Origin of the sequence: Pseudomonas gozinkensis (assembly GCF_014863585.1) — a bacterium.
GTDB lineage: Bacteria > Pseudomonadota > Gammaproteobacteria > Pseudomonadales > Pseudomonadaceae > Aquipseudomonas > Aquipseudomonas gozinkensis.
In genome coordinates, this window is the sequence record NZ_CP062253.1 from 4,730,586 (window position 1) to 4,756,308 (window position 25,723).

At 60.1% G+C, this 25,723-nt stretch carries 15 protein-coding genes; 6 read left to right on the forward strand and 9 right to left on the reverse strand.

What is annotated here, in order from left to right:
* Window positions 1-61 precede the first annotated feature (61 nt).
* Window positions 62-4,534, forward strand: a complete 4,473-nt coding sequence (locus IHQ43_RS20950; protein WP_192561971.1) for a hypothetical protein — start codon at window positions 62-64, stop codon at window positions 4,532-4,534.
* A gap of 1 nt (window position 4,535) precedes the next feature.
* Here IHQ43_RS20950 and IHQ43_RS20955 read toward each other — a convergent pair whose 3' ends face one another.
* The 5 genes from IHQ43_RS20955 to IHQ43_RS20975 form a co-directional block, all read right to left on the reverse strand.
* Window positions 4,536-6,353, reverse strand: coding sequence for an ABC transporter ATP-binding protein (locus tag IHQ43_RS20955; protein WP_192561972.1), 1,818 nt, complete (start codon window positions 6,351-6,353; stop codon window positions 4,536-4,538).
* Window positions 6,346-6,948: a DsbA family protein gene (locus IHQ43_RS20960; protein WP_192565039.1), complete on the reverse strand. Its 603-nt coding sequence runs from the start codon at window positions 6,946-6,948 to the stop codon at window positions 6,346-6,348. The genes IHQ43_RS20955 and IHQ43_RS20960 overlap by 8 nt, the downstream gene beginning before the upstream one ends.
* Before the next feature lie 35 nt (window positions 6,949-6,983).
* Window positions 6,984-7,925, reverse strand: a complete 942-nt coding sequence (trhO, locus tag IHQ43_RS20965; RefSeq protein WP_096821010.1) for an oxygen-dependent tRNA uridine(34) hydroxylase TrhO — start codon at window positions 7,923-7,925, stop codon at window positions 6,984-6,986.
* A 117-nt stretch (window positions 7,926-8,042) separates the two neighbouring features.
* Entirely contained in the window at window positions 8,043-8,342 is a 300-nt protein-coding gene (locus tag IHQ43_RS20970) for a BolA family protein (protein WP_007950896.1), read from the reverse strand.
* A gap of 12 nt (window positions 8,343-8,354) precedes the next feature.
* Window positions 8,355-8,873 carry a DUF2059 domain-containing protein gene (locus IHQ43_RS20975; RefSeq protein ID WP_115078807.1) on the reverse strand — a complete coding sequence of 173 codons (519 nt, stop codon included), beginning with the start codon at window positions 8,871-8,873 and terminating at the stop codon, window positions 8,355-8,357.
* Window positions 8,874-9,066: 193 nt separating this feature from the next.
* On the opposite strand from IHQ43_RS20975, the gene IHQ43_RS20980 reads away from it, so the two are divergent.
* On the forward strand, window positions 9,067-10,461 hold the full coding sequence (locus tag IHQ43_RS20980) for a class II fumarate hydratase (RefSeq protein ID WP_192561973.1): 1,395 nt from the start codon (window positions 9,067-9,069) through the stop codon (window positions 10,459-10,461).
* Between the two features lie 123 nt (window positions 10,462-10,584).
* Here IHQ43_RS20980 and IHQ43_RS20985 read toward each other — a convergent pair whose 3' ends face one another.
* Complete coding sequence (locus IHQ43_RS20985; protein ID WP_192561974.1) at window positions 10,585-11,544, reverse strand: DMT family transporter; 960 nt, start codon at window positions 11,542-11,544, stop codon at window positions 10,585-10,587.
* Between the two features lie 214 nt (window positions 11,545-11,758).
* Here IHQ43_RS20985 and IHQ43_RS20990 point away from each other — a divergent pair, with 214 nt between their 5' ends.
* Entirely contained in the window at window positions 11,759-11,953 is a 195-nt protein-coding gene (locus IHQ43_RS20990) for a DUF6316 family protein (RefSeq protein WP_085683493.1), read from the forward strand.
* A 129-nt stretch (window positions 11,954-12,082) separates the two neighbouring features.
* On the opposite strand, the gene IHQ43_RS20995 is transcribed toward IHQ43_RS20990, so the two are convergent.
* Together IHQ43_RS20995 and pap are read right to left on the reverse strand one after the other, a co-directional pair.
* A complete protein-coding gene (locus IHQ43_RS20995) occupies window positions 12,083-13,267 on the reverse strand; it encodes a thiolase family protein (protein WP_192561975.1) in 1,185 nt (394 codons plus the stop codon).
* 102 nt (window positions 13,268-13,369) lie between these two features.
* Window positions 13,370-14,884 carry a polyphosphate:AMP phosphotransferase gene (gene pap, locus IHQ43_RS21000; RefSeq protein WP_192561976.1) on the reverse strand — a complete coding sequence of 505 codons (1,515 nt, stop codon included), beginning with the start codon at window positions 14,882-14,884 and terminating at the stop codon, window positions 13,370-13,372.
* 173 nt (window positions 14,885-15,057) lie between these two features.
* Between pap and mnmC the strand changes: the two genes are divergently transcribed.
* Window positions 15,058-17,037, forward strand: coding sequence for a bifunctional tRNA (5-methylaminomethyl-2-thiouridine)(34)-methyltransferase MnmC2/FAD-dependent 5-carboxymethylaminomethyl-2-thiouridine(34) oxidoreductase MnmC1 (gene mnmC, locus IHQ43_RS21005; RefSeq protein ID WP_192561977.1), 1,980 nt, complete (start codon window positions 15,058-15,060; stop codon window positions 17,035-17,037).
* 14 nt (window positions 17,038-17,051) lie between these two features.
* Here mnmC and IHQ43_RS21010 read toward each other — a convergent pair whose 3' ends face one another.
* Window positions 17,052-21,884 (reverse strand): NEL-type E3 ubiquitin ligase domain-containing protein, encoded by a 4,833-nt coding sequence (locus IHQ43_RS21010; RefSeq protein ID WP_192561978.1) that lies wholly within the window; start codon window positions 21,882-21,884, stop codon window positions 17,052-17,054.
* 296 nt (window positions 21,885-22,180) lie between these two features.
* Here IHQ43_RS21010 and IHQ43_RS21015 point away from each other — a divergent pair, with 296 nt between their 5' ends.
* A complete protein-coding gene (locus IHQ43_RS21015; RefSeq protein WP_192561979.1) occupies window positions 22,181-23,953 on the forward strand; it encodes an N-acetylglutaminylglutamine amidotransferase in 1,773 nt (590 codons plus the stop codon).
* Between the two features lie 3 nt (window positions 23,954-23,956).
* Window positions 23,957-25,705, forward strand: coding sequence for an N-acetylglutaminylglutamine synthetase (gene ngg, locus IHQ43_RS21020; RefSeq protein ID WP_192561980.1), 1,749 nt, complete (start codon window positions 23,957-23,959; stop codon window positions 25,703-25,705).
* Window positions 25,706-25,723: the final 18 nt, after the last annotated feature.

The window sequence follows — 25,723 nt, forward strand, 5'->3', positions numbered from 1 at the left end:
AAACAGCCCCCTGACGGGTTGAAACCTTACGGATCCCTCCACACCAAAAGGACAATCAAACATGCTGCCCCCTTCGACTTCCGGCGCCACGCCCGACGCAGGTTCCCCTTATCGCGCGCGGCATCAGGCCTTGCTGGAAGAGTACAGCAGGTTGCTGGAAAAACTGCGAAACATGCCCGCCACCGCCAGCGCCCTGACCAGTACCTACCTCAAGCCACATCCCGGCTCGCCCCTGGATCTGGATGCAAAAAAACCGTCTATCTCCCGAAAACTGAAACTGACTCTTCGCCCGGACGGACAGTTCAACCTCGCCGGGATGGCGCTTTATTACGGCATCGCCCCCTGGAATCCTGCCGATAGCGAGGAACACCAGGCTGCATTGCACGCCCTGGAAGAAAAACGCGCCCGCCATGGGCTGCAACTGGAACGCGGAATCGACATCGAGTCGCTGGCCTGCACTCCGAGCCAGGAAGAACGCCAGGCCCTGGTAACCAATCGGAAATCGCCGCCTAAAGAACGCTTGCCCCTCTCTACCCTGCTGGACCGTCTGACCGAGAGCAAAATCCGTGAAGCCATCGGACAGTTCCTGCCGACGTCAGTCAAATCGCTGATCGGCCATCTCGCGAAAAATCTCGCCTCCGATATCACAGCAGCACGCGTTCGCCAGACCCCCACGGTGTACCTGGAGCAAATCCTTCAATCAGCCGACGCCACCCAGCTGGCGAAGTCGCTCCTGACAAAACTGGGATGGTACGGCAGCGGCACCGGACAAGATGATTCACCGCTCGTTCGCAACAAACTTCTAAGCAGGGCCATCCGATTGTGGGAACGACGTGACACCGATGCAACGAGAGATATCGCGGGGTATCCATGGCATCAACGCTCCAACTACGGGAAAAGCTACCAGTCCATCTGGAGCGGATTCGAAAATCATCTTCTGAGCAGCAACCGGGCCTCGTCAGAGGTCGAGGCGGTCCTGCTGGCCTGCCTGTACCGCTGCGAGTTTCCAATCGATTTCCACCGATCCGACATTCCCGTCGACCTGCCTTATAGAAGCTCTGTGGTCTGGGTGAACTTTGTCCATGGACTCCATCTGGCCGAAGCCATCGAACCCGACCGTGTCCCTCACATGACATTCCAGCAACTGGTGGACTTTCCTCTGGAGGAGTCCGCAGACGCCACCGAAGAGGAACTGGGTCTTGTCGCATGGAGCAGAGTGGCTCCCGCGATGGACTGGGCTGTCGCCAACGGCTTCGCGCAAGAAGACAGAAACGCCGAATACAGCGAGGTCACCAAGAAGCGCGTAATGGAGGCCCTCGACCAGCATACAGAGATGCTGCAGACAACTTTGAAACAACTGGATACCGATCCGCCAAAGCGCTGGGATATCGCAGATCGGGAGATCAGGAAAGTGTTCGGTCAACAGGTGTTTACCACCGACGGTCGAAAACTGGTCAGATACACCGGTGCCGATACCGGCTCCAGAACCATGCCGGACTTACGACAGAAAAGAGTGTCCTTTCGTGATGTTTATATGTGGAAGGGACATAAAGACAAAGCCTGGCTCATAACCGGAAACGATGGAGAAACAGTCACCACCGCCCGCTTCAGCCTTCGCTCGGATGGCAGCATTGAAACGACTGCCAAGTGGATCCCGGAAGGCATCCGCATCAGGACACTGCCAGACGTCAATGTGTTGTTCGAGGCCGAATACAACGATTATCTCGTCACTACCAAAAGCGCCTACCGGTATTTGCTGATCAGTCTGTTCAGCCGTCTTCCCCACGATGATCGTCTGGCCATCGAATACGGTGAGACAAAGATCTACACCCTGCGATCGTCGACAAAAGACCTGGAAGCTTCCCAGGAGAAGCCCTCACTCACAATGCCGTTTCGGCTGCGAATGGGCTTTATCCTGTCAATGACCTACAACGGCCGGACCTGCTGGTATGAATGCCTGCCGCGCGCCGGAATCATTCGCCAGCGCACCGACTTCACCCCGGAGATGCTCAACGGTCGACTCACAACCGAAGAATGGCGATTGCGCAACAAGGTGCGGGTGACGGTGCTCCGTGGCAAACCCGTGCCATTTGACTGGGATGCCTACGAAAGCGGCCGAACACCCAAGAAAAACGCCACATGCATCGCCATCATCGAACAACTGGGCGAGGCCTTTGCTCCTGAAGCCCCATCGGGCTATCCCCCCGCTATCACTTCCAATCGCGCTTCGGAGATCGCTGCATTCATCACCCGCGACCACTTTTATGTAGCGGAAGACATGCTTTACGCCAACGCACGGCAGCAGACGGAACTGGAGAAGAAAGAAGAGAAGCGTCATACCCTTCTTATCAAGATCGGGAAGTGGGTACCTTTCTTTGGCAACCTCGACGATCTTCATTCCGATGATCCCCGAAAAAGCATTAACGCTATCTTCGGCATGTTCACCGATACACTGTCTTTTGCCCTCCCTCTTGGAAAATTCGTTTCCGGGTCTGCAAGGCTGGCTTCCACCGCTGTTCGCCTGGGTTACAAGCAGGTACTGCCGGAGTTTTCCCGCCTGACCCAAAAACTGCTGATCTCGTCCTTGCGCAACTTCAACCCATTGGATGGCGTCCCCACGCTAGCCAAAACACTGGTGCTCGGACTCTTCGCCGCGAGCCTCCTGGTATTACGGAAAGCCGCCAGACAAATCGACAGGCTGATCGCGAGAATCGGCACTTTCGACTTCGTAAAAGGATTACCACAAGTCACGAATCCAGGCAGTTACAAGCTGCTTTCAGCTTCCGACAACCTGGCCACCACCAGGGGGGTCGACGACCTGTCGGTTCGCAGAGTCGACAGCGCGACACTACTTGATTATCGAATGCTCGATCCGATGACCGACAAACCCTTTGGGCCACCCCTGGCCGACAAGCTTTACCGGTTGTCGCTGGGCCGCTCTGCCTATCGCCCGATTCAAAGAACCGATCAGCACGTCGTCGTCGAAGTGGCAGAACACGCCAAAATCCGCGAGTTGCCGGAAATCGATGGCCGAATCACCGTTTATATCGACAATGTGCCCTATCGACTGGATGGGGACTGGTTGCGGCGTGTCGAACTGATTGATGAAAGCGCGAATATGAAACGTATCCCCTGCCGCAGCAAACGCGCGCCAGGGCGCGACATTTGCGTTAATGAATTCATTACTGGCGATCCCCATCCCGATACCCCGCCGCTTCGCTCATTCGACCCGGACAAAGGTTATGCCCCCTGGTTTGGCGAACGGTTGTGCACACCACAAGCGCGGCATTCGGCAGAGGGGGAGTATTTCCTGCGCGATGGCCTCCTTTATCATTTGTCGAATGGCAAACTGAAGAGGTTGACAGGCGATTTGACACGATTGGGCTTCCCCAAACAATGGCCGGTACCCAAAGGCGAAATCCTGGCCGACGTGCAATTTCAAAAGGGCATTTATGTACGCATCGAAATCCAGGGAACCTATCAAGGCAGTAATGAACTGCACCGCATAGGCGCGATTGTCGTACCGTCTCTCGTTACCTCCGACAATCTCCTCTTTACTCGCGTAAATACCGATAAATATTACCTGACGACGTTTCCTGCGGATAAAGACCTGAGCGAGCTACAGACGCTCACTCTGCAACGACTATTTCAAGCCGATCTCATGGAAGGCACACAGGGTGCCGAGCTGTTGCGAACGTATGAAGGCTCACTGACCGCCAACAACGTCGCGGCGATCTACGGTATAGAAGCAGTGGAGCGTGCAATGAAAACCATGGAGCGAATCGCCATCCCCTTGGGCACACCGCCAAACCCAGCCGCCAATATGAAATGGATCAAACTCGATACCAGCCCTGGCGAAGCTCTGATGTTCGATCAAAGGACGAGAATGATCGTCACCCAATCGTCCGAAGGCGCAACAACATGGTCACGCAGCCATGAAGCTTCGGAAACACTGCGCCAACGAACAGCCGAAATTTTTGACACATTGTTCTTGGAGCCGACGATCCCACAGAACAAAGAAAGTCTGTTCAGGATCGATCGCACGATGAAAAAGCTCAATGCCCTGTTGCCTAAATCACAACGACGTCCCAACCCCAGAAACATCGCGTATGCAGAAGTCATCAAGACTGAAGGAGTCAGGGAGATCTATGTCAGTGTTTCCGGGGCACAGGACACGACAGGAAAACTGCCTCTGTTCAAAACCAATCTGGGAGCCGAGCACGTCCAGATAGGCGATACGACCTATTTCAATGTCGACTTGAACGGTCCACCTACCCCGAGTGGCCTTCTGATGGATAGCCATGAAAATCTTCTGGCCATTCCGAAGACCTATCCCGCACTGCCCCAAATACCCACCTCACTGGACAGTGAAAGCAAGTTGATCAGCGTCATCCACCAGAAATATCCCGATAAACAGGCCATCCGCTCGGTCAACATCGCAACCACCATGCCACCCTGCGAAGCTTGCGGAGTGATCGTAAAGGCGTTCGGTCATACAGGCGGTGATGATTGGCTGAACGTCGTCTGGAAATAACCTACAACCGCTGCAAATGCCCATAAAGCTTGGCGTACAACCCGCCATCGGCAATCAGTTGCTGATGGTCGCCATCTTCGGCCACCTGCCCACCGTCGAACACCAGCACCCGGTCTGCCTGCTTCACCGCTGACAGGCGGTGGGCAATGATCAATGTGGTGCGGCCATGGAGGAAACGTGCCATGGCCTGGTGCAGGTTGTATTCGGTGGCGGCGTCGAGGGCTGACGTCGCCTCGTCGAGGATCACCACTTTCGGCTCCGCGAGGATCATCCGCGCAATCGCCAACCGCTGCCGCTGACCACCGGACAGGCGCACACCGGAGCGGCCGACGATACTGTCCAGGCCGTCCGGCAACGCGCGAATGGTAGGTTCGAGCTGGGCGATTTCCAGTGCCTGCCAGCAGGCTTCATCGCTGCGGGTACGGCCCATGGTCAGGTTGGCGCGTACGGTGTCGTTGAACAGCGCCGGATGCTGCAGCACCACCGCGACGTTTTCCCGAACCGTTTCCAAACCGATTTCCTGCTGGGTCGATCCGCCGAAACGAATGGTCCCGGCCAGCGGCGTGTACAGGCCCAGCAGCAATTGCACGAGGGTACTTTTGCCGCCGCCGCTGGCGCCGACAATCGCCACTTTCTCGCCCGGTGCGATGGACAGGTTCATCTGATCCAGCACCAGTTCATCGCCATAACCAAAGCTCAGGCCCTGCACCTCGATCCCGACGGTATCGCGGCCCTTGAACGGATCGACGCCGCCGGGGTATTGCGGCTCATCGGCGCGGGCCAGCAGTTCGTTGATCCGGGTCAGCGCACCGCCCGCCGCGTAATAGGCGTATTGCAGATTCAGCAGTTGTTCGACCGGGCCGATCATGAACCACAGATAGCTGAACACCGCGAGCATCTGGCCGATCGACAAATCGGAGAACAACACCGTCAACATGGCCGCCGCGCGGAAGATGTCGATGCCGAACTGGAACAGCAAGCCGCTGGCCCGGTTCGAGGCGTCGGTCTTCCATTGCGAATTGACCGCGTAGTTGCGCACTTCCTGAGCCCGCAGCCCAAGCCGTCCGAGAAAGTAGCCCTGACGGTTGCCGGCCCGCACTTCCTGAATCGAGTCGAGGGTTTCGCTCAATGCCTGGGTGAAGCGCGAGGTGCTGTCGTTCTCCAGTTTCTTCAGGTGCTTGACCCGCTTGCCCAACTGCACCGTGGCGTAGATCACCAACGGGTTGAAGAGCAGGATCAGCAGCGCCAGTTTCCAGTGCATCCACATCAGGATGCTGGCGGTGCCGACCAGGGTCAGCATCGCCACCAGGAAACGGCTGAGGGTTTCGCCGACAAACTTGTCGAGGGTATCGAGGTCGGTGACCAGATGCGTGGTGACCGTGCCGCTGCCCAGGCTTTCGTATTCGCCCAGCGAGATTCGTTTCAGACGCTCGATCAAGCGCACGCGAATGCGATACACGATGTCCTTGGCCAGCCGCGCAAACAACCGCGCCTGCAACACGCCAAAACACAGGGCACTGCAACGCAGGGTCAGCGTCACCACCAGCATCAGGCCGATGTAGCCCGCCGCCTGCTGCCACATCGAGGGCAGCACGTGGTTCATGACTTTCAGCGCCGCATCGCCGTGACCGAGCAGGACCTCGTCCACCAGCAACGGCAGCAGCAACGGGATCGGCACACTGCAAAGGGTCGCCAGTACGGCCACGCCGTTGGCGATCCACAGGGATTTTTTGTGATGAAGCGCCAGTCGCCGGACTTCTGCCCAGCTCAGCCGGTCGACACGCTTGACGGCTGGCGTGTCATCGGCCGGGTCAGACACAGGCCGCGCGCTCCAGCCATCGGCCGAGCAACGGTGACAGTTCACTGAGCGGCTGGTAACCGTTGGTCAGCAACGCCAGTTGGCCATTGCGCTCGGCGAGCAGGGTCGGGAATCCGGAAATGCCCAGATCCTGCACCCAGCTGAAATCGGCCTGAGTCGCCTTGTGCTGATCGGCATGATCAAACAGGGCAGCAAATTCGATGCGCGGGACGCCGGCCTTCTCTGCCAGCTCCACCAGAACGCTGGCCTGGGTGACATCGCGACCTTCAGCGTAAAACGCGTGCTGGATCAACCCGACCAGTTTCCACGCGCAATCCGGCGCCAGACTGCGCGCGGTGACGATGGCCCGGCAGGCAGGCTCTGTGTCGTAGACAAAACCGTCCGGCAATGCGCCTTCAAGTTTGAACGGCTGGCCGGTGGCCTCGGTGACCGCCTGCCAGTGTTCGAGAATGTAGCGCCGGGTGGTTGGTTCAAGTGCTGCACCGCTGCCGGTGCGCAACCCGCCGACCACCAGGTGCAGTTCCACCCCGGCTGCCTGCGCCTGCTCCACCAATGCCTTGGCCACCGGGGCAAATCCCCAGCACCACGAACACATCGGATCCATCACATAGAGCAGGCGTGCAGACATGATTAAGCCTCGGTGGATGCTTGCTTGTAGTTGTAGCCGATCGGGTGCGGCATGTTGCGCGCTTTTGCCAGTTCGATCTGCTTCTGACGGTCGATGGCGCTGCGGCGAGTCTTCTCGCTCAGGGTGTCCCAGCAGTGCGGGCAGCTGATGCCGGCCACGTAATGCTCGGAGGCGCGATCCTCGACGCTGACCGGGGTGCGGCATGCATGACACTGATCGTAGTCGCCTTCGCTCAGGTCATGGCGCACGGTCACGCGGTTGTCGAAGACGAAGCAGTCGCCCTGCCATTTGGTTTCTTCCTGCGGCACCTCTTCGAGGTACTTCAGGATACCGCCCTTGAGGTGGTAAACCTCTTCGAAACCTTCGCCGAGCATGTAGCTCGAGGCTTTTTCGCAGCGAATGCCACCCGTGCAGAACATCGCGACCTTCTTGTGCACGGCCGGATCGAAGTGTTCTTTGATGTAGTCGGGGAATTCGCGAAAACTGGTGGTTTTCGGATCGATGGCGCCTTCGAAGGTACCGATCGAGACTTCGTAATCGTTGCGGGTATCGATCAGCAGCACTTCAGGGTCGCTGATCAGCGCGTTCCAGTCCTGCGGTTCGACATAGGTGCCGACCTTCTTGTTCGGGTCGACGCCTTCGACGCCCAGGGTCACGATCTCTTTCTTGAGCTTGACCTTGGTGCGGTAGAACGGCTGCTCGTCGCAGTACGATTCCTTGTGATCGATATCGATCATGCGCGGATCGTTGCGCAGCCAGGCCAGCAGGCCGTCGATGCCTTCACGGCTGCCGGAAACCGTGCCGTTGATGCCTTCTTCGGCGATCAGCAGGGTGCCTTTGATGCCGTTGTCGACCATCGCTTGCAGCAGGGGCTCGCGCAGGTTGACGTAATCTTCGAGGGTGACGAACTTGTACAGTGCCGCCACGACAATCGGTTGTGTCATGGGTATTTCTCCAGGTGGCTACCCTCGTAAAGGGTGAACCGGATACGAAAAAAAACGCGCCGGGTGAGCGGCGCGTTGCGGATTCTAGCAAAGAACCTCAGTTCATTGCTGCAAGGCTCAATGCTTGCTGCCGCCAGCACAGGTCGGCGACGCCGGAGCGACGCCTGTCTCTGCCCATTCCTGCGGGGTGTAGGTGTGCAGCGCCAACGCATGGAACTCGCCCATCAGCTCGCCAAGCGTGCCGTAGACTTTCTGGTGGCGCTTGACCCGGTTCAGGCCTTCGAACTGCGCACTGACCACCACAGCCTTGAAGTGGGTCTGCAACCCGCGACTGTGCATGTGGCTTTCGTCCAGCACTTGCAGATGCTCAGGCTGAAGCAGCGCCAGCGTCGATTCGATGCGTTGTTGCATGGTCATCACGAGCTCCGCTTACTTCTTCTTGGCCGGAGCCGCGCCTTTCGGTGCCAGCTCGTTGGTCATGTCGTCCAGCAACTTGTTGACCACCGGTACGGCGCTTTCCAGTTTGGCCTGGGTCATCTGGGCCGATTGCTGGGTCAGCTGCGGCATTTTTTCCAGGACTTTCTTGCCCAGTGGCGACTGGTAGAACGCAACCAGGTCTTTCAATTCCTGTTCGCTGAAGTTGCTGGTGTAGAGCTTGACCATGTCCGGCTTCAGCTTGTTCCAGCCGATGGCCTGGTCCAGGGCGGCGTTGGCCTTGGCCTGGTAGGTATCCAGTACGGCTTTCTTGGATTCCGGCGCCTTGGTCTGTTCAAAACGCTGGGCGAACATCTGCTGAACCTGCATGTACACCGGAGTGCCCAGCTTGTCAGCGTGCGCCAGGGTCAGGAAAGTTTCGGCACTGGCGTTGTGGCTGGCGGTATCGGCAAACACCTGGCCGCTGGCGCAAACCAGGGCAACCGCGGTGCAGATGGCACGAAGACGAGTCATCGAGTTTCCTTTTCAGCTAGGCGAGGTAAAACCCCAAGGGCGACCATTCTGCGCCTGAATAACGCTGCGGCTCAACCCCCGGGCCTTGCCGCGCTTGATTGGCGGGGATTTGCCGGTCAACAATCGACTGGAGGGAACCACCCGGGCCGACACCGGCCTAAACTGCGCAAACAGACCAACAGGAGTGTGCACGATGAGCCGTATCGAAACCGACAGCCTGGGCCAGATCGAGGTCCCGGACGACGCTTACTGGGGCGCTCAGACGCAACGCTCGCTGATCAACTTCGCCATCGGTCAGGAACGCATGCCCTTGCCGGTCCTGCACGCCCTGGCCCTGATCAAGAAAGCCGCGGCCCGGGTCAACGACCGCAACGGCGACCTGCCTGCCGACATCGCCCGCCTGATCGAACAGGCCGCCGACGAAGTGCTCGACGGCCAGCATGACGATCAGTTCCCGCTGGTGGTCTGGCAGACCGGCAGCGGCACCCAAAGCAACATGAACGCCAACGAAGTGATTGCCGGCCGCGCCAACGAACTGGCCGGCAACCCGCGCGGCGGCAAGACGCCGGTGCACCCCAACGATCACGTCAACCGCTCGCAGAGCTCCAACGACTGCTTCCCCACGGCCATGAGCATCGCCACTGCGCAAGCGGTGCAGGTCCAATTGCTGCCGGCCATCGCCGAGCTGTCGGGCGGTCTGGCCGAACTGTCGGCGCGGCACATGAAACTGGTGAAAACCGGTCGCACCCACATGATGGACGCCACGCCGATCACCTTCGGCCAGGAACTCTCCGGTTTCATAGCGCAGCTGGATTACGCCGAGCGGGCAATTCGCGCGGCGCTGCCGGCAGTCTGCGAACTGGCGCAGGGCGGCACCGCCGTCGGCACCGGGCTGAATTCGCCCCACGGCTTCGGTGAAGCGATTGCCGCTGAGCTCGCGGCGTTGTCCGGCCTGCCGTTCGTCACCGCGCCGAACAAATTCGCCGCACTCGCCGGCCACGAGCCACTGACCACGCTGTCCGGCGCCCTGAAAACCCTCGCCGTGGCACTGATGAAAATCGCCAACGACCTGCGCCTGCTGGGTTCGGGGCCGCGAGCCGGTTTTGCCGAAGTGCGCCTGCCGGCCAACGAGCCGGGCAGTTCGATCATGCCCGGCAAGGTCAATCCGACCCAGTGCGAGGCGTTGTCGATGCTCGCCTGTCAGGTGTTGGGCAATGACGTGGCAATCGGTTTTGCCGCCAGCCAGGGTCACCTGCAACTGAACGTGTTCAAACCGGTGATCATCCACAACCTGCTGCAATCGATCCGCCTGCTGGCCGATGGCTGCAGCAACTTCCAGCAGCACTGCATCGCCGGGCTTGAACCGGATGCCGAAGTCATGGCGAAACATCTGGAGCGCGGGCTGATGCTGGTGACAGCGCTGAACCCGCACATCGGCTACGACAAGTCGGCGGAAATCGCCAAGAAGGCCTACAGCGAAGGCAAGACCTTGCGCGAAGCGGCGCTGGAGCTGGGCTATCTGACCGATGAAGAGTTCGATGCCTGGGTACGTCCGGAGAACATGATCGAGGCCGGTGCCAAGGGCTAGTTTTTTTAGCGCCTGAAAATATGTCTTCGCGAGCAAGCTCGCTCCCACCGTTGACCGCATTCCCCTGTCAGGAGTGCGGTTGAATGTGAGAGCGAGCTTGCTCGCGAATGAAGTTGAAGCGGTTTAACTGGCGGCCATCTTCATCCGCCGGGCCTTGAGCCCGGCAATCAGCGAAGGCCCGAGCGCTACCAGCGCCGAGCCCAGCACCACCAGCACCGCCCCGCCATACCCCAGCAGATTGATCTGCTCGGCATGTACATATTCAGGCCACACCCCTGCCGCCACGGCCACCGCGCCGAACGTCACCAACGGCGTGATCGCCAGCGTCGCGCTGACCCGCGAAGCTTCCCAGTGCGCCAGCGCCTCGGCAAATGCGCCGTAGGCGATCAGGGTGTTCATGCAACACGCCAGCAGCAGCCAGCCCTGCAACGGGCTCAGTGACAGCGCCTCAAGCGGATGCACCCAAGGCGTCAGCAACAGGGCGCAGAACAGGTAGATCACCATCATCACCTGCAACGAATTCCACACCGTCAGCAATTGCTTCTGGCCAAGCGCATAGAAGGTCCAGACCGTCGAGGCCAGCAGCACCAGCAACACGCCGGCGGTGTAATCAGATAAAGAGGTGAGCAATTCAGCCAGACGCTGATTGAAGAACAACGCAAAACCGATCAGCAGCACCGCCAGACCCATGCCCTGACCGATGCTGAAGCGTTCCTTGAACACGAACAGACTGGCGATCAGCAACATGATCGGCCCCATCTGCACCACCAGTTGCGCAGTGCCGGGGCTGAGCAGGTTCAGGCCCATCAGGTACAGCACGTAGTTGCCCACCAGCCCGAGCACCGCCATCAGCACCAGCCAGCCGCCCTTCGGCCCGAGCACCTTGCGACTCGGCAACCGTCCGGTCGCCGCCAGATAAATGAACAGACAGCCGCCGGACACCAGCAGGCGGAACCAGGTCACCGTGACCGGGTCCATCACCACCAGCACCTGCTTGAGTTTGATCGGCAGGATCCCCCACAGAAACGCCGTCAACAGCGCCAGGAACATGCCGTACACCCAACGACCCGATGAAACGTGCATGAGAACCCCGAAAGCCAATGACAGGAGCGCTCATTCTAGGCGCACAGACCGGCCCGACACAGGGACAGTTGCGCTCCAGCCGCAAATGAAACTGTGCAGGTCGCAGCAGAAAATTGACGATGGGCCGTTGATCGGCTGCACGGGCAAGGTAAGTGGTTCAGGCATAAGCTGATTGGATCCAGCCCGGGACATCACTCACCAAGGAGACCCCGTCATGTTAGGCATGCGCGCCCAGGACACCGCCCCCGCCACGCATTTTCGCAGCGACCGCGTGTGCCGGGTCAACGGCGAACTGTATTTCAGCACCCGGGAAAACACCCTTGAAGGGCCGTTCGACAGCCCCGAGAAAGCCGAGCAGGAAATCCGCGCATACATCGCGCGGATGCAGTTGCTGGATTCTGGCAGGTAGATCCGGTCGCCCCATTCGCGAGCAAGCTCGCTCCCACATTCGATCACATTCCTTCAACAAGAATAGGGCCAACTGTGGGAGCGAGCTTGCTCGCGAAAGCTATCGAGAGAGCAAAACAAATTCCCGGACTTAACGCACCGCCTCAAACAACCCGGTCGCGCCCATCCCGCCGCCTACGCACATGGTCACGATTCCGTAGCGCAGATTGCGCCGCTGCAACTCGCGCACCAGATGCCCGACCTGCCGCGAGCCGGTCATGCCGAACGGGTGACCGATGGAAATCGAGCCGCCGTTGACGTTGTACTTCTCGTTGTCGATTTCCAGCCGGTCACGGGCGTACAGGCACTGCGAGGCGAACGCTTCGTTCAATTCCCACAGATCGATATCCGCCACCTGCAAGCCTTTGGTCTTGAGCAGTTTCGGCACCGAGAACACCGGGCCGATGCCCATTTCGTCCGGCTCGCAACCGGCCACGGTGAACCCACGGAAAAACGCCTTCGGCTTGAGCCCCAGTTGCAGGGCTTTTTCCAGGCTCATCACCAGCGTCATCGAGGCGCCATCGGACAACTGCGACGAGTTGCCGGCGGTCACCGAACCGTCCTCGGCAAACACCGGTTTCAACCCGGCGAGGCTTTCATAGGTGGTGTCCGGGCGGTTGCAGTCGTCGCGATCGACGATGCCGTCGAGGATCTGCACTTCACCACTGTTTTTGTCTTCAACGCGGTACTTCACCGCCATCGGCACGATTTCATCGTTGAACAGCCCTGCTGCCTGCGCCTGAGCGGTGCGGATCTGGCTTTGCAGCGAGTAACGATCCTGCGCCTCGCGGCTGACGCCATAACGGCGCGCCACCACTTCGGCGGTCTGGCCCATGGTGTAGTAGATGCCGGGGGTCTGCTGTTTGAGCAACGGGTTGATCAGGTGATCGGTGTTGACGCTTTTCAGGGTCAAGCTGATCGACTCGACGCCGCCGGCGACGATGATGTCGCTGCAACCCGAAGCGATCTGGTTGGCGGCAATCGCAATCGCCTGCAAACCTGAGGAACAGAAACGGTTGAGGGTCATGCCGGCGGTGCCGGTGCCCAATTGCGAGAGCACCGCCACGTTGCGGCCGATGTTGTAGCCTTGGGCGCCTTCGTTGGAGCCGGCGCCGACGATGCAATCCTCGACACTGGCCGGGTCGATGTCGTTGCGCGAGAGCAACGCATTGACGCAATGGGCCGCCATGTCATCGGGACGGGTCTGGTTGAACTTGCCGCGAAAGGACTTGGCCAGGCCGGTCCGTACGCTGTCGACGATCACCACTTCACGCATGGCATACCTCATTGTTGCAGTCGGTTGAGAGTGGACCGAGCATAAGTCCACCCAATCGCCGACCGCGACAATCATTCACCTCGCGTATGCGTGCCCATCGGTTCAGTCTTTGTGCTTTCTGGCTCGCTTGTCGGACTTCTCGAAAGCCTCTTCCAGCGCCCGGTTGATCGTGCGCAGCACCTTGACCCGGGCCCAGCGCTTGTCATTGGCCTCGACCAGGGTCCACGGCGCGATTTCAGTGCTGGTGCGGTCGACCATGTCGCCCACGGCGGCGCGATAGGCGTCCCACTTGTCGCGGTTGCGCCAGTCGTCTTCGGTGATCTTGAAGCGCTTGAACGGGATTTCTTCACGCTCCTGGAAACGCTCCATCTGCGTGTCCTTGTCGATGGCCAGCCAGAACTTGACCACGATCACACCGGCATCGGCCAGTTGCTCCTCGAAGTCATTGATTTCGCCATAGGCACGCATCCAGTCGGCGGTGCTGCAAAAACCCTCGACCCGCTCCACCAGCACCCGGCCGTACCACGAACGGTCGAACACGGTGAATTTGCCCCGCGCCGGGATGTGCCGCCAGAACCGCCACAGATACGGCTGCGCACGCTCTTCTTCGGTCGGTGCGGCAATCGGCACGATGCTGTATTGGCGCGGATCGAGCGCCGCCGCGACCCGGCGAATCGAACCACCCTTGCCCGCCGCATCGTTACCTTCGAACACCGCCACCAGCGCGTGACGACGCATGCGTTTGTCGCGCATGAGCCCCGATAGCCGCGCCTGCTCGGTGATCAATTGTTCTTCGTAGTCTTTCTTCTCCAGACGCTGATTCAGGTTGAGGCTGTCGAGCAGGTTCAACTGATCCACCGACGTGCCCAGCGGCTGGGCGCTGACATCATGCGGGTGCACATCGGGACGCTTCAGCGCGTTCTGCAGGCCTTCGAGCAGGATCTTGCCGACCGTCAGACTGCGGTAGTGCGGATCGACACCCTCGATGACATGCCACGGCGCGTAATCGCGACTGGTGCGGCGCAGCACGCGCTCGCCGTATTTGACGAACTTGTCGTAGGTCTGCGACTGCTGCCAGTCCAGCGGGCTGATACGCCAGCTGTGCAGCGGGTCATCGGCCAGGGCCTTGAGCCGCGCCTTCATCTGTTTCTTGGACAGGTGGAACCAGAACTTGAAGATCAGCGCGCCTTCATCGCAGAACATCTTTTCCATGCGCTCGGCGCCGGCAATCGCCTGATCCAGTCGCGGGTCCTTGAACAAGCCGTGCACCCGACCCTGCAGCATCTGGCTGTACCAGTTGCCGAAGAAAATCCCCATCCGCCCCTTGGCCGGCAGCATCCGCCAGTAACGCCAGGCCGGTGGTCGCGCCAGCTCTTCATCGGTCTGCTGGTCGAAGGTGCGCACTTCGATCAGGCGCGGGTCCATCCACTCGTTGAGCAACTTCACCGTTTCGCCTTTGCCAGCGCCTTCGATGCCGTTGATCAAAATGATCACCGGGAAACGCTTCTGCTGCTGCAACTCGAACTGGGCTTCGAGCAGCGCTTCACGCAGGGCGGGCACGGCGGCTTCGTAGGTGTCTTTGTCGATGGCGTGACCGATTTCAGCGGATTCGAACATAGGGACGGCTCCTTCCAGGATTCAGCAAGACTAGCGGATTGGGCTCTGACGCGGCACAGAAATTCCCGCCGGCGGCGGATTGTCCTTGAGTGATCGTCAGCAAGGCTTGCCATGGATCAAGCGCCGCCTGCGTGATCGGCTAGAATGGCCGCCTTGTCGTTGCCGAGCCTGCCATGAAACCTGTAATGCCCCACGCCCAACTCGACTGGGATGACCAGGGACGCCCGCGTTCGCGAGTGTTCGACGATGTGTATTTTTCCGACCAGTCAGGGCTGGATGAAACCCGCTACGTGTTCCTCGAACAGAACCGTCTGGCCGAGCGTTTTGCCGCGCTGTCGGCGGGTGGGCGGCTGGTGATCGGTGAAACCGGGTTCGGCACCGGGCTGAATTTCCTCTGCGCCTGGCAGTTGTTCGAACAGCACGCGGTGGCCGGTGCGCGGCTGCATTTTGTCAGCGTCGAAAAATTTCCGTTGAGCCCTGCCGACCTGCAACGGGCGCTGGCGTTGTGGCCCGATCTGAAGCCATTCTCCGATCAGTTGCTCAAGCATTACGTGGCCATTCATCAAGGTTTCCAGCGCATTGTTCTGGATAACGGTCGCGTGACCCTGACGCTGCTGATCGGCGATGCACTGGAGCAGTTGCCACAACTGGACGGCCAGATCGACGCGTGGTTTCTCGACGGTTTCGCCCCGGCGAAAAACCCGGAGATGTGGACCGCCGAACTGTTCGCCGAACTGGCGCGACTGGCGGCGCCCGGCTCGACCATCAGCACCTTCACCAGCACCGGTTGGGTGCGGCGCCTGCTGAACGCCGCCGGCTTCAAGATGAAGCGCACGCCGGGCATCGGCCACAAGTGGGAAATCCTGCGCGGCGAGTTTCTCGGCTGGCCCGAAGGCGTTGCGCCTCCCGCTGCGGAAAAACCGTGGTACGCCCGCCCCGCGCCTGTCACGGGAGAGCGTCGTGCCCTGGTGATCGGCGCCGGTCTGGCCGGTTGCGCCACGGCGGCCAGCCTCGCAGCGCGGGGCTGGCAGGTCAGTCTGATGGAACGGCATGGCGCGGTTGCACAGGAAGCCTCGGGCAATCCCCAAGGTGTGCTGTATCTGAAACTGTCTGCCCACGGCACTGCACTGTCGCAGTTGATCGTCAGCGGCTTCGGCTACACCCGACGTCTGCTGGAAACCCTGCAACGCGGCACCGACTGGGATGACTGCGGCGTGCTGCAACTGGCGTTCAATGAAAAGGAACGCGAACGTCAGGCGCAACTGGCGGCGGCGTTTCCCGAGGACCTTTTGCAGTGGCTCGACCAACCCGAAGCGCAGACCCGCGCCGGGATCGGTCTGGCGCACGGTGGTTTGTATTATCCCGAAGGTGGCTGGGTGCATCCGCCGGCGTTGTGTCAGGCGCAATCTGCACAGCCGGGCATCACACTGCTTACCCATCAGGAAGCCGTGGAGTTGCGCAAAGTCGACGGTCAGTGGCAAGCCTTCGACGGTGAGCGATTGATCGCAACAGCGCCTGTGGTGGTGCTGGCCGGTGCCGCCGAGATCAAGCGTTTTGCCCAGAGTGCCGACCTGCCCCTCAAACGTATTCGCGGGCAAATCACCCGCCTGGCGCAGACCCCGCAAAGTCAGGCACTGACCACGGTGGCCTGCGCCGAAGGCTATGTCGCACCGGCACGACTGGGCGAACACACCCTGGGTGCCAGTTTCGACTTCAACAGCGACGACCTGAGCCCGACCACCGCCGAACACCTGGATAATCTGGCGATGCTCGAAGAGATCTCCAGCGACCTGGTCTCACGCCTGCAGATCAGCGAACAGGACGCCGATCGTCTCGAAGGACGTGCCGCCTTCCGCTGCACCAGCCCCGATTATCTGCCGATTGTCGGCCCTCTCGCCGACCGCGAAGCCTTCGATCAGGCCTACGCGGCACTGGGCAAGGATGCCCGACAAGTGCCGGATATTGCCTGCCCGTGGCTGGAGGGTTTGTACGTCAACAGCGGCCATGGCTCACGCGGATTGATCACCGCCCCGCTGTCCGGAGAGTTACTGGCTGCCTGGCTGGACAACGAGCCCTTGCCACTGCCTGCAAGCGTGGCGCAAGCCTGCCATCCGAACCGATTTGCCTTGCGCCGTCTGATCCGGGGTAAATGACGATCCGTCAGTAATCAAGCGTCGGGCAACAGACAGGCCCCTCTCTCGGTCAGCCTCAACACCTGTTCGGTCAAGCGTTCGAGCAAGGTGTTTTCCGACTGTTCCAGCCTTCCAGCGCATCGGTTCATCTCGCTCAGATAATCTGCGGAGCTCAGTTCTTCAGCCTTGTCGAACAGGGCCTGAATCTCCTCGTGATGAGGCTTGCGAGCCTCGTCGAAATGCTGGGCAAAACTGTTTTTTACAAAGTTGCTCCAAAAAGGCTGGCGAACCAGGAACTTCAACCATGCAGGCGACAGTTCGGCCATCTGGACTCTATGAATGGCAGTCACCAGGTCCTGCCCCGTCACGTCGGCGATTGAAGCGTAACGCATGTGCGACGGTTGACCGGGCAGATCGAGTGCCGCAGTCAACCCCGTGCGATAGGCAAGGCTCACCTCCAGTGGATCCGGCGACTTTCGCTCCAGCGCGTGCTCCGCAGCGATCTGATCCACCTGCTCCAGGCGGAACAGACGTCTTGCAAGATTGATCAATGACGTGCCTGAAGGTTGTCGATTGCCGAATTGGCGGGTTGCTCGCTGGACTTGTACTGCGACCTCCAGATGACTGAAGGTCACTGCGGCGTTATCCGCACAATCGATCGGGTTGGCTGCCAGGTCGAAGATCTGCTCACGCAATTCGGCATTGGCATGAGTCGCCTCCAGCACTGCCCAGACCCGACGAGACATGTCCTCGCGCACATGGATGGATTCGGCGGTATTGCCCAGCTCCGCCAACAGGTGAAACAAGCCTTCGGCCATCGGATCGTCATTGATCGCGGTCCATATCTGCAGACGCCGGGAACCCACCGATCCACCTGTTTCAGTCAGCCAGATCGAGCGCGCCTGATTCTCGTCAAGCCGCGCAATATCGTTGTCCAGGTAGCCAAAACCGACGCCGACTCTCTTGTGGTAATCCTTCAGCAGCGTAGTGCTGAACTCCGAAATCGGATTGAGCTCCAGATTGATCGTTTCACTGAAGCGCCTCGGTGTTTCAAAAAGCCAATCCGGCAAATCGCGAATGTCGTTGTCGCGCAGATCCACCCGGTCCAGATTGGGTAAGCGGGCCAGTCCCTTGGGCAGTTCCGTGGAACGGGTATTGCGTACGGACAGGTCGACCAGATCGAACATGTGGCTGACGTCCAGCGTCGCACCCAAGGGGTTGTAGCTCAGGTTCAGACTTTGCAGAGTGCGCATCCGGGACACTTTCGCCAGGGCATACTCCGTCAACCGGATCTGATTGCGTGAAGCGCTGAACTCACGGAGATTGGGCATGTTCGAGATCACCTCTGGCAACAGGGTGAGCCTGTTGCGATCAAGGTCCAGGAACTCGACCTGCCGGAAAGCCTTGAGGAAATAAGCGACATCGTTGTCCAGCTGCATGTTGCGCAGTGACAAGTGCCTGACGTGGTCAAACGACAACCCCACCGGCAGGACCGGCAGTTTGCCACACCGCATGCCATCGAGTTCCAGCCCATAAACCGGTCGATGATTCTCACCGTGGGCGAAGATCATTCGCCGAAAGCAGTCTTCGATTTCGAACGCCACGAGCTGCCGGCAATCAACGACTTTGGTCAAGTCGCCGCCCAGTGCTTTCATGGCCGCCTCATCTTCGCTCCAGGCATCCAGCGCGTCGCGCAGCCTTGCCAGATCATGGTGCAACTCACGGACACGGAGGGCGCGGGTCAGGTGGTCGCCGCCCAGCTGGTCGAGAAACTCGCTGGCCTGCGCGTCGGAAAACAAGGGATAGAGCTTTCTGACCTTGCGCAATAACTGACGCGAATGCGTCGACGACCCGGAGGGCGAATCGTCCAGTGTGCAGAAGGTTTCGGAGAGCTCCGGTTGAAACTGATCACCTGCCAGCAACCGGGCACATCCTTCATGCTCTCCCAAAGCACTTTCCAACAGTCTGCTGCGTAAACGCCAGGCATCGTCCGGTGTCGGTTGCGCAAAGCCGATGGCTTTGCGCTGTTGCTCCGAAAGCCCCTTGAGAATCCCGTGGTACAGACTGTCCGGCCCTGCGGTCGCCTGGCCAAGCGATTTGCCGTCACTGCCATACACTTCGTAACCACTGTCGAGCTTTACCAGCGTGCAAGCGTTCAAAGGCGTTGATGGTTTCTTGCCCAGCGTCTCCAGCAGCTCGCCGTTCAGGCGTTGCGCCCGTAGCTCCAGATAGAACCCGGAATCCCATCCACTGAGCTGCGGCAACAATCCGATAGCCAGTTTCCCGGTGTCGTCGTTGGCAATCTCGGCCAGGTAAAACCCCGTCAGCGCCCGATCCACACGCACATCGCTCGAGGCTTGCCGCGCCCTCTGCGCCAGCCCCATGGGCAATCGCCCGGTGGAGCGCAGGTGCATCCGTTCAACGCTTGGCGTGCGTTTGAGCAAGTCCCGGGCAGAGCGTACCGGCAAATCGGGAAAGGCCTTGCGCACCTTGAGCAGCTCACCGGCAAGGTCTCGATCGTACCGACTGTAGAGATGATCGAACGTCGACCTTCGATCGGCCCTGACCGCAGCCCCGATCACTTTCGCCAACTGCTGACTGGCGTCGGCCGGGGCAACGCTCGCCCCCACCAATGCCTCCACCTCTTTGGGGTACAGACCATCGATGACGGCTTGCAGCAGCTCGCCCTTCCCCAATTGCCCATGGTTGACGATGACGCTCACGCTATCGTCGTCAATCGATCCGGGCGGGTAGGTCGCGGTGATGCGCCCTTGTTCATCCACGACCTCGATGCAGCGATCGGCCGGCCAGTTCGCAAGCCGGGGTAACGCATGCAACTGCTCGTTGACATACCGGGGATCGGTCGCCTCGCCACGTTCCATGGCGGCAATGTAGTCGCGCACTCTGCGCTCGATTCCAAAGCGCTCGATCATGTCCAGCAAGCGAGGAGGCAGTGGCCGGTTGTCATCGCTCAGACGATGCAGCTCATCGATCCGGGTGCCGCTCAACCGACGGGCCATCTCCAGACGACTGTCATCCCATCCTTCAAGCCCGGGATCCATTCGTTTGAGCGTGTAGGCCCCGCTCCATCGCTCGGTCTGCTCGAAGGAATGACGCCAGCCTCCGCGGTCGTTGCGCTTCAGTACAGGCTGATAAGCCTTCGCACGCACAGGATGCCGGACTTCCCAGGAATCGGACGGCGGCTCCAGCGCTACCTCGTAAGCTCGATTGTCGAGACGGGCAAACTGCCTGCCGTTCGCCCTGTACAAACCCGGCGTATCGAGCTGTGGCTCGGCAATGTCCGGAAGCGCCTGTTCATAGCCAAGTAATTGCGGCTTCCACAGTCGAGGCTGACCATCACGGTTCCATATGGCCGCGAAAGGCTGGAAGAAATCCGGATGCTTGCGCACCGTCTTGATCGCCAGCGTTTTCAGTCCCCTGATACCCGCGCCCACACTGACCATCAGTACAATGTTTTCAGCGACGCTGAGCAGATGGGAAAACGCCTCTTCACGATCTCCCCGCGACCAGTCCTCGACCCCCTCATAAACTTCCGCAAGCATTTGCCCTACGGCAACCCCCATCATCAATTGCCCTACGACCGGGACGAAAATCCCGGCCACATTGACGACCGTCAGACCGATTTCCAGATACTCAAGCAGGCGCTTCTTGCGCGCCTCTTCATCCACATCGGCGGTCGGTACGGCAAGCGCGCGGGCATCGATCTGCAGTTTGCCGATATGGCTCTGGTGCATGAAGTCGAGCAACGATCCGGTGATTGGCAAGTACCTGGCGCGGCCCAGGCTGCTAGCGTCCGCGAAGTTTTTGAAGAAGTCCGCCTTGTCGACCTCGCCGATGCAGTGCGTGAAGTAGCTCTTGTAGCTGGCCATCCCCAATCTGAATTCCAGGTACGCAATGAACGCCGAAAAACTCGCATATTCGTACAGCGGTTGAGAGGGCTCGCCGGGCATGTAGACCAGACACCATTGATCCGGGTCCGACTCGACCGAACGCTCGGAAAACACCACGACACCCCAGATGCAACAGTCGAGCAGTTCAATGCCTTGCATGATCAACGGACGGCCCTGAAAATTCAGGCTTTTGGCATCCGCGATACCACCGGCCTCGATCAGGCGCTCAAGGCTTTCGTATGCGCCCTTGCTGATGTGCTCTTTCAACAGCGCCAGGTGCAGATCCAGTTGCAGCAACTGTTTTTTCAAGGCAGTGATGTTGCGCACCATGGGGCCGGAGGCAACCGGTTTGCCATCAACCTCCCGGATACCGAATACCTGCTGAAAATGCTGTTGGTACTTCTTCCCCAGATCGAGTTCGCGACAGAGTACGGCGAATGCGGTTGGTGTCAGGCCCGCAATCCCTGCCGGCTGGCCAGCGATGCGTACCACACTGCCTGCAGGAAAGAAATCGTCCCGCGCCTCCCGCTTCGTGAAGTTCTGCATCGCCGCTTCCAGAAGCGTCGGCGTTGCCGGCGGCGTGACCGGCGCCCCTCCGCCAGGCGGAGTGACGGGTTCACAGCCACAGTAATCCCCGGGCAACTCCAGAGAGTCTTTTTCGACATCGAATTCCATTGCCCAGCGAGCTTTCAGGGTGCTGGTCAACAGCGCGGCGCAAAAAACGTTCAGCGGTTGCAAGCGGCCAAGATCGGCGTCGACCTTTGCCTGAGCGGCGTGTAAATCACGCGCGGTCTGGTCCAGTGCCGCAAGTGTGGAGCTGGAGCCTTTCAGAAGGCTGGAGGGCAGTGTTTTCTGCAAGGCCTGGGCAGTATCCAGATCGCCGGTGGCTTCCAGCAAAAAACTCAATATCTGTTTTTGGGTCAACGGTGCCGGTGTATCCGGTTTCGTACTCGACATGGGCAATATTCCTTTATTGCGCTTCGGAGCCTCTACCCTAACGATCCCGCCCCCGGAAAAAAAACACGAAAAACTACACGTTAAAGCCGGCAAACAAGCAGACATCCGCATGTTTTCAATACTTATCTACTACCCATGAGCTCAAGCAGGATGCTAACGGCCCATCGGTCAGGCCGATGCGCTTATAACTGATCGTTCTAAAACTCCCACATCCCGGCCGGGTCAGTTTCTGGGTACCGGCCATTTCGGCGCGGTTCAGCAACACCCTCCCCAACGGAAAAACCGGTAAGGACTTTATGTGCGGATTAGCTGGCGAGTTACGTTTTGATCAACAACCTGCAGACCTTGCAGCCATCGAGCGAATCACCCATCACCTGGCGCCTCGCGGCCCCGACGCGTGGGGCTTTCATGCCCAGGGGCCGATTGCCCTGGGCCATCGACGCCTGAAAATCATGGACCTGTCGGACGGCTCGGCGCAGCCGATGATCGACAGCCAACTGGGCCTTTCCCTGGCCTTCAATGGCGCGATCTATAACTTTCCGGAACTACGCGCCGAGCTCGAAGCGCTGGGTTATGCGTTCTATTCCGGCGGCGACACCGAGGTGTTGCTCAAGGGTTATCACGCCTGGGGCGAGGCGCTGCTGCCGAAACTCAACGGCATGTTTGCCTTCGCCATCTGGGAGCGCGATGCCCAGCGCCTGTTCATCGCCCGCGACCGTCTCGGTGTGAAGCCGCTGTACCTGTCGCGCACCGGCCAGCGTTTGCGTTTTGCCTCGGCCCTGCCGGCGCTGCTCAAGGGCGGTGACATCAACCCGATCCTCGATCCGGTGGCGCTCAACCATTACCTGAATTTCCACGCCGTGGTGCCTGCGCCGCGCACCTTGCTGGCGGGCATCGAAAAGCTGCCACCAGCGAGCTGGATGCGTATTGAAGCGGACGGCACCACCGAGCAGAAAACCTGGTGGACCCTGCCCTACGGCCCACACGACGACGAGAAAAACCTGACCCTGGAAGACTGGCGCGACCGCGTGCTCGACAGCACCCGCGAAGCCGTGGCGATTCGCCAACGGGCGGCGGTGGATGTCGGTGTGCTGCTGTCCGGCGGCGTCGATTCGAGCATGCTCGTCGGCCTGTTGCGCGAAGTCGGCGTGGAAAACCTGTCGACCTTTTCCATCGGTTTTCAGGATGCCGGCGGCGAACGCGGTGACGAGTTTCAGTACTCCGACCTGATCGCCAAGCATTACGGCACCCAGCACCATCAACTGCGCATCGACGAAAAAGAGATCATCGAGCAATTGCCCGCCGCGTTCCGCGCCATGAGCGAGCCGATGGTCAGTCACGATTGCATCGCCTTCTATCTGCTGTCCCGCGAAGTGGCCAAACATTGCAAGGTAGTGCAGAGCGGCCAGGGCGCCGACGAGTTGTTCGCGGGTTATCACTGGTATCCGCAAGTCGACGGCGCGGCCGATCCGTATGCGGCTTATCGCGAAGCGTTTTTCGACCGCAGCTACGAAGATTACGCCGCCACGGTGCAGCCGAAATGGCTCACGGCCAATGACGCTGCCGGCGACTTCGTGAAGGAACATTTCGCACAGCCCGGCGCCGATGCAGCGGTCGACAAGGCCCTGCGCCTGGACAGTACGGTGATGCTGGTGGACGACCCGGTCAAACGCGTCGACAACATGACCATGGCCTGGGGCCTGGAGGCGCGCACGCCGTTTCTCGACTATCGACTGGTGGAATTGTCGGCCCGTGTTCCGGGCAGATTCAAACTGCCGGACGGCGGCAAACAGGTGTTGAAAGAAGCCGCGCGGCTGGTGATTCCAAGCGAAGTGATCGACCGCAAGAAAGGTTACTTCCCGGTGCCGGGTCTCAAGCACTTGCAGGGCGATACCCTGAACTGGGTGCGCGAACTGCTGCTGGATCCGAGTCAGGATCGCGGCCTGTTCAAACCGGCCATGCTCGACAGGTTGCTGACCGACCCACAAGGTCAGTTAACCCCATTGCGCGGCTCCAAGCTGTGGCAACTGGCGGCTCTGAACCTGTGGCTCAGCGAACAAGGAATCTGATCGATGAAACCTCACGCCACGGCTTACAGCCAACGGCTGCTGCGCGGTCAGACGCCGTCCTACGAGCGCTTGCAGGCGCGTCTGGCCGAAGACGGCAGCGAGCCGGCCGCCGAACCGATTGCGGTGCATTGCGGCTGGGGCCGGTTGCTGATCGGCCACACCTTTCCCGATCCGGCGAGCCTCGCCCGGGAGCTGCTCAACGAACAGCCAGGCGAACGCGACATCGCTTTGTACGTTGCCGCACCGCAGCAGATTCTCGGCCTGGAACCGGCGCAACTGTTTCTCGACCCGTCCGACACCCTGCGCTTGTGGTTCAGCGATTATCGTCAGGCGACCCGCGTGTTTCGTGGATTTCGCATTCGTCGTGCGCAGAGTGACGCGGACTGGCAGGCGATCAATCAGCTGTATCAGGCGCGCGGCATGTTGCCGATCGATGCCACCCTGCTCACCCCGCACCATCAGGGCGGTCCGGTGTACTGGCTGGCGGAAGACGAGGACAGCGGCGCGGTGATCGGCAGCGTCATGGGCCTCAATCACCAGAAGGCTTACAACGACCCGGAAAACGGCAGCAGCCTGTGGTGCCTGGCGGTCGATCCGCAGTGTTCGCGGCCCGGTGTCGGTGAAGTGCTGGTGCGGCATCTGATCGAGCACTTCATGAGTCGCGGTCTGAGCTACCTCGACCTGTCGGTGCTGCATGACAACCGGCAGGCGAAAAACCTCTACGCCAAACTCGGTTTTCGCAACCTGCCGACGTTCGCCGTCAAGCGCAAGAACGGCATCAATCAGCCGCTGTTTCTAGGGCCGGGGCCGGAGGCGCAGTTCAACCCATATGCGCGGATCATCGTCGAGGAAGCCCACCGGCGCGGCATCGACGTGCAAGTGGATGACGCCGATGCCGGGCTGTTCACCCTCAGTCACGGCGGACGCCGGGTGCGTTGCCGCGAATCCCTGAGCGACCTGACCAGCGCCATCAGCATGAACCTGTGCCAGGACAAGAGCCTGACTCACAAAGTGTTGAAAGCCGCCGGGTTGAATGTGCCGTCACAGCAATTGGCGGGGAACGCAGACGACAATCTGGCGTTTCTCGATGAATACCAGCGAGTGGTGGTCAAGCCGCTGGATGGCGAACAGGGCCAAGGTGTGGCGGTGGATCTGCAAACCATCGAGGACGTGCAGCAGGCTATTGAAGCGGCCAGACAGTTCGACACTCGCGTGCTGCTCGAGAGCTTCCACGAAGGCTTCGACCTGCGGATTCTGGTGATCGGTTTCGAGGTGGTCGCAGCGGCGATCCGCCGCCCGGCCGAAGTGGTCGGCGACGGTCAGCATTCCATCGGCGCATTGATTGAAGCGCAGAGCCGGCGCCGGCAAGCGGCCACCAGCGGCGAAAGCAAAATCCCGCTGGATCACGAAACCCAGCGCACCCTGCACGCGGCCGGTTACGACTACAGCAGCGTTCTGCCGGCCGGTGAGCATCTGTTCGTGCGACGCACGGCGAACCTGCACACCGGTGGCACGCTGGAAGACGTCACGGCGATTTTGCACCCGACCCTGGCCGAGGCCGCCGTGCGCGCGGCCCGGGCGCTTGAAATCCCGATGGTCGGCCTCGACCTGATGGTGCCGGCGGCAGATCAACCGGCGTACGTGTTCATCGAAGCCAACGAGCGGGCGGGTCTCGCCAACCATGAGCCGCAGCCGACGGCCGAGCGGTTTGTCGATCTGTTGTTTCCGCACAGTCAGCCGGCTGTCTCTTGATCACCCGGTGTCTGTATT

Bases quoted from the DNA above. Each gene is read 5' to 3' on its own strand.
- ngg (WP_192561980.1), top strand. From the start codon at position 23,957: ATGAAACCTCACGCCACGGCTTACAGCCAACGGCTGCTGCGCGGTCAG.
- IHQ43_RS20975 (WP_115078807.1), bottom strand. From the start codon at position 8,873: ATGACTCGTCTTCGTGCCATCTGCACCGCGGTTGCCCTGGTTTGCGCC.
- mnmC (WP_192561977.1), top strand. From the start codon at position 15,058: ATGAAACCTGTAATGCCCCACGCCCAACTCGACTGGGATGACCAGGGA.
- IHQ43_RS20950 (WP_192561971.1), top strand. From the start codon at position 62: ATGCTGCCCCCTTCGACTTCCGGCGCCACGCCCGACGCAGGTTCCCCT.
- IHQ43_RS20970 (WP_007950896.1), bottom strand. From the start codon at position 8,342: ATGACCATGCAACAACGCATCGAATCGACGCTGGCGCTGCTTCAGCCT.
- trhO (WP_096821010.1), bottom strand. From the start codon at position 7,925: ATGACACAACCGATTGTCGTGGCGGCACTGTACAAGTTCGTCACCCTC.
- IHQ43_RS21015 (WP_192561979.1), top strand. From the start codon at position 22,181: ATGTGCGGATTAGCTGGCGAGTTACGTTTTGATCAACAACCTGCAGAC.
- IHQ43_RS20995 (WP_192561975.1), bottom strand. From the start codon at position 13,267: ATGCGTGAAGTGGTGATCGTCGACAGCGTACGGACCGGCCTGGCCAAG.
- IHQ43_RS20990 (WP_085683493.1), top strand. From the start codon at position 11,759: ATGTTAGGCATGCGCGCCCAGGACACCGCCCCCGCCACGCATTTTCGC.
- IHQ43_RS21010 (WP_192561978.1), bottom strand. From the start codon at position 21,884: ATGTCGAGTACGAAACCGGATACACCGGCACCGTTGACCCAAAAACAG.
- IHQ43_RS20985 (WP_192561974.1), bottom strand. From the start codon at position 11,544: ATGCACGTTTCATCGGGTCGTTGGGTGTACGGCATGTTCCTGGCGCTG.
- IHQ43_RS20960 (WP_192565039.1), bottom strand. From the start codon at position 6,948: ATGTGTTCGTGGTGCTGGGGATTTGCCCCGGTGGCCAAGGCATTGGTG.
- pap (WP_192561976.1), bottom strand. From the start codon at position 14,884: ATGTTCGAATCCGCTGAAATCGGTCACGCCATCGACAAAGACACCTAC.
- IHQ43_RS20980 (WP_192561973.1), top strand. From the start codon at position 9,067: ATGAGCCGTATCGAAACCGACAGCCTGGGCCAGATCGAGGTCCCGGAC.